Annotated in this window: 6 protein-coding genes; 5 read left to right on the top strand and 1 reads right to left on the bottom strand. The window is 66.6% G+C overall.

All coding sequences use genetic code 11. From position 1 onward, the window contains the following. Positions 1-141 precede the first annotated feature (141 nt). The 4 genes from JWQ89_RS06995 (at position 142) to JWQ89_RS06980 (ending at position 2,213) form a co-directional block, all read left to right on the top strand. Positions 142-954 (top strand): urease accessory protein UreD, encoded by an 813-nt coding sequence (locus JWQ89_RS06995; RefSeq protein ID WP_299639593.1) that lies wholly within the window; start codon positions 142-144, stop codon positions 952-954. An 8-nt stretch (positions 955-962) separates the two neighbouring features. Next, positions 963-1,265, top strand: coding sequence for an urease subunit gamma (locus JWQ89_RS06990; RefSeq protein ID WP_299639591.1), 303 nt, complete (start codon positions 963-965; stop codon positions 1,263-1,265). A 4-nt stretch (positions 1,266-1,269) separates the two neighbouring features. Next, complete coding sequence (locus JWQ89_RS06985) at positions 1,270-1,581, top strand: urease subunit beta (RefSeq protein ID WP_299639589.1); 312 nt, start codon at positions 1,270-1,272, stop codon at positions 1,579-1,581. Positions 1,582-1,811: 230 nt separating this feature from the next. Beyond that, a complete protein-coding gene (locus JWQ89_RS06980) occupies positions 1,812-2,213 on the top strand; it encodes a hypothetical protein (protein ID WP_299639587.1) in 402 nt (133 codons plus the stop codon). 120 nt (positions 2,214-2,333) lie between these two features. Here JWQ89_RS06980 and JWQ89_RS06975 read toward each other — a convergent pair whose 3' ends face one another. Further along, on the bottom strand, positions 2,334-3,158 hold the full coding sequence (locus JWQ89_RS06975; protein ID WP_299639585.1) for a c-type cytochrome: 825 nt from the start codon (positions 3,156-3,158) through the stop codon (positions 2,334-2,336). A 170-nt stretch (positions 3,159-3,328) separates the two neighbouring features. Between JWQ89_RS06975 and ureC the strand changes: the two genes are divergently transcribed. After that, the coding region (gene ureC, locus JWQ89_RS06970) for an urease subunit alpha (protein WP_299639584.1) at positions 3,329-4,634 on the top strand (1,306 nt) is incomplete at its 3' end.

The following is a 4,634-nucleotide window of genomic DNA, read 5'->3' as shown; positions in this document are numbered from 1 at the left end:
GGCTGTGGACCCCCACCCCTGTCCCCCCCCCCTACTGGGGAGGGAGACGAAAACACTGTCGCTCGTGTTCTGGTCTCCCTCCCCCCTTGGGGGGAGGGGTCAGGGGTGGGGGGCCACAGCCATCAGCCCATCGGGGGCCCGATGACCGCCCTCCCCCTGCCCCGCCACCAGCGTGCCCACGGCAGCGGTCGCATCGAGACGCAGGTGCTCGACGGGCGCACGCGGCTGACCACCCTCTATCAGGAGGGTTGCGCCAAGATCCGGCTGCCGCATACGCATGACGCGAGCCTGCAGGCGGTGCTGATCAACACCGCGGGCGGGCTGACTGGAGGCGACGACGTCAGCTGGGAAGCCCGGGCGGCGCCGGGCGCCAAGCTCGTCCTCACGACCCAGGCCTGCGAGCGTGTCTATCGCTCGCTCGGCGACGACGCCAATGTCCGGACCCGGCTCGCGGTCGGCGCCGGTGCGCATCTCGACTGGCTGCCGCAGGAAACCATCCTCTTCGAAGGCGCCCGGCTCGACCGCAGCCTCGATGTAGATCTGGCGCCCGATGCCAGCTTCTTTGCCATCGAGGCCATCCTCCTTGGCCGCGAGGCCATGGGCGAGACGGCCCGCTCGGCGCGGCTGCGCGACAACTGGCGCATCCGCCGCAATGGCCGGCTGATCCATGCCGAAGCCACGCGGCTCGGGGGCGAGGCCGACGAGCGCGACGGCATCTCCCTCCTCGCCGGCGCCAATGCCTTCGCCACCCTGCTCTATGTCGGCGCCGACGCCGAGCAGAAACTCGGCCGGGTGCGCGAAAAACTGACCGGCGAAGCCGGCGCCAGCGTCATCGGCGAACGCCTCGTCGTCCGCGCGCTCGCCGCATCCGGGCTTGCGCTCCGCCGCATCATCACGCCAATAATCGCCGACCTCTCCGGCGCCGGCGCCCTGCCGCGCCTCTGGCATCTCTAGGATTTTCGATGAACCTGACGCCCCGCGAGAAAGACAAGCTCCTCATCTCCATGGCCGCGATCGTGGCGCGCAAACGCCTCGAGCGCGGGGTGAAGCTCAACCACCCCGAGGCCATCGCGCTGATCACCGACTATGTGGTCGAAGGCGCCCGGGACGGCCGCTCGGTCGCCGACCTGATGGAAGCCGGCGCGCATGTGGTGAGCCGCGCGCAAGTGATGGAGGGCATCGCCGAGATGATCCACGACGTGCAGGTCGAAGCCACTGTCCCGGATGGCACCAAGCTCGTCACCGTCCACGAACCGATCAGGTGAGCCAATGGCCTTTGTTCCAGGCGAAATCATTACTGTCCCCGGCGAGATCGAGCTCAACCAGGGCGCGACGCAGGTGACCATAGAGGTCGCGAACACCGGCGACCGGCCGATCCAGGTGGGCTCGCACTATCATTTCTACGAGACCAATGCCGGGCTGCGCTTCGACCGCGAGCAGGCCCGCGGCATGCGGCTCGATATCGCGGCCGGGACGGCAGTGCGGTTCGAGCCGGGGCAGGCGCGCGAGGTGAAGCTGGTGCCGATTTCGGGTGGGCGGGTGGTGTACGGGTTTCAGCAGAAGATCATGGGGAAGCTGTAGGCCCCTGCTGCTCGGCCGGCGCGTGGTGCCACCCCCACCCTTGATCCCTCCCCACAAGGGGGAGGGAGACGACTGATGCTTCAGTTCTTGCGCATCCCTCCCCCTTGTGGGGAGGGAATGAGGTTGGGGGTGGGCCACGCTCAGAATCCGGACCGAAACGACATAGAGCTTTGGCAATCCCGCTGGATTCGTTTAGGGATGCGCCGGTTTCAACGGGATACGACACGGCGATGGCCAGCAGGGAAGAAGACTTCAAGGAGCGCTTCGTGGCGATGCTGCAGGATTTTCGCAGCAATGGCGACAAGGACCCCGAGGCGATGTTCCTGATCGGCAGTCTCGCTGCCCGCCTCGTCGATCGCGCGAGGCAGCCGAGCTGGGCAGCCTTCAAGGCCAACATGGTGCCGCCCGTCTATGACAAGCTGCTGAGCGATTTCCAGAAGCAGGGCAACGACTTCCACAAGGAGGGAAAGGCCAAGCACGCCTACGCCATCCAGGTGCTCGCCATGTCGCTGGTCGCCCGCACCCAGAAGGACGCGCAGGTCCGCACCGGCGAGGGCCTGCTCGACGAGATGCTCGGGCTGCTGATCGCCAGCTATCGCAAGGCCGAGGCGACAAAGCCGAAGGTGAACTAGGGGGCCTTCCACCGCGACCGCAACAGACCGGTGTTGGGGCTGTTCGCCTGGTTCTTGGGGCAAGGGACCCCACAACCCCGATGTTGGGCTGATCCGGCTGGTTCTACTCTCCTCTCCCTCCTAGTGCGGCGGCAGCGATCGCAGATAGAGCACGACGGCTTGCACGTCGTTCGGGGTCATGTGGGCGTAGTAGGCATAGGGCATCGGCGGCAACATCTTTTGGCCGTTCGGCTGCGTGCCGGCAGTGATCATCGTCGCGATCTGTGCGTCGGTGTCGTTCGAGAGCCCGGTCGGCGTGATGTCGGCGGATGCCGACGTGCCCCATGAGCCGTCGAATTCCACCCCGCCCGCGCCCAGCTCCGTCGAGAACATCGGCCCATTCGCGCCGGAAGGCGTGTGGCAGACGGTGCAATGTCCGAGCGGCCCCGCAAGGTAGGCGCCGTACACCACCGTCACGCCTTCGGGCACGTCGGGGACGCTGGTGATCGGCGGCCCCCATGACGGCAACGGGATGCTGTACTGCGAATTGCCGGGGTCGTTCTCGACCGCCGGCACGGTGCGCAGGTAGAGCACCATGGATTGGACGTCGGTGTCGGAGATGCCCCTGTAGACCTCGAACGGCATGGGCGGACCGATCACCGTCCCGTCCGGGCGGACGCCCTCGCGGATGGCCTTGGCGAGATCGGCATTGCTCCAGCTCCCGACCGGGCCGGCCGGCGTGATGTTGGGCGCGATCGCCGTGTACTGCGCGTTCTTGTCCGCCAGCCCGCCGCTCAGCGCCTTGCCGGCGATGGGGCCGTTGGCGTCTTCCGGAGTGTGGCACGCCCCGCAGGCCGCGATCGAGTTGACGAGGTAGTCGCCGCGTTCCACCGAGGGCGCGGCGTTGGCTCCGCCCGCCGCGAGGCCGGCAGCGGCGGCGAGACCGAGCATTGCGAGATGGCGCAAGTTCTCCTCCAGCGCTCAGCAGCCCCGGGGGAGTTTAATCCTGCCCGGGGCCCTCGCCAAATTTGTTCTCGAAGTCGGGATCGTTCTGCCGGTTTTCACGGCAAAGCGCTGGACAGCCTCAAACTTAGGCGGTTCAAATGGCGCCCTGCGCCTCGCCCGGAAGGACCATCATGCCCGCTCGCATCTCCCGCTCCACCTATGCCCAGATGTACGGGCCGACCACCGGCGACAAGGTGCGGCTGGCGGATACGGAACTGTTCATCGAGGTGGAACGCGACCTCACCACCTATGGCGAGGAGGTGAAGTTCGGAGTCGGCAAGGTGATCCGCGACGTCATGGGCCAGAGCCAGGTCACGCGCGCCGCGGGCGCCGTCGACACGGTGATCACCAACGCGCTGATCGTCGACCACACCGGCATCTACAAGGCCGATGTGGGGCTGCGCGACGGGAAAATCCACGCCATCGGCAAGGCGGGTAACCCCGATACGCAGCCCAATGTCGACATCATCATCGGGCCATCGAGCGAGGTGATCGCCGGCGAGGGCAAGATCCTCACGGCAGGCGGCATGGATGCGCATATCCACTTCATCGCCCCGCAGCAGATCGAGGAAGCGCTGATGTCGGGCATCACCACGATGCTGGGTGGCGGCACCGGGCCAGCGCACGGGACACTCGCCACCACCTGCACCGGCGCCTGGCACATCCACCGGATGATCGAGAGTTTCGACGCCTTCCCGATGAATCTCGGCCTCGCCGGCAAGGGCAATGCGTCCCTTCCCGCCCCGCTTGAGGAGATGATCCTCGCAGGCGCCTCGTCCCTGAAACTGCACGAGGACTGGGGCACGACGCCCGCCAGTATCGACAACTGTCTCGCCGTCGCCGACGCGTTCGACGTGCAGGTGATGATCCACACCGACACGCTCAACGAGTCGGGCTTCGTGGAGGACACGATCGCCGCCTTCAAGGGCCGCACCATTCACGCGTTCCACACCGAAGGCGCCGGCGGCGGGCATGCGCCGGACATCATCAAGGTGGCATCGCTGCCCAACGTGCTGCCGTCGTCGACCAATCCGACGCGACCCTACACGGTCAACACGCTGGCCGAGCATCTCGACATGCTGATGGTCTGCCATCACCTGTCGCCGCAGATCGCCGAGGACGTGGCCTTCGCCGAAAGCCGTATCCGCAGGGAAACCATCGCCGCCGAGGATATCCTCCACGATATCGGCGCCTTCTCGATGATGTCATCTGACAGCCAGGCCATGGGCCGGGTCGGCGAGGTGATCATCCGGACGTGGCAGACCGCCGACAAGTTGAAGCGCCAGCGCGGGCGCTTGCCGGAGGAGACAGGCGACAACGACAATTTCCGGGTGAAGCGCTACATCGCCAAATACACCATCAACCCGGCCATCACCCAGGGCATGAGCCGGCACATCGGCTCGGTAGAAGTCGGCAAGCGCGCCGACCTGGTGCTCT

The organism is Devosia sp., assembly GCF_028290645.1.
GTDB lineage: Bacteria > Pseudomonadota > Alphaproteobacteria > Rhizobiales > Devosiaceae > Devosia_A.
The sequence above is the reverse complement of the archived record's forward strand: the minus strand, read 5'-3'. Positions and strand labels throughout refer to the sequence as shown.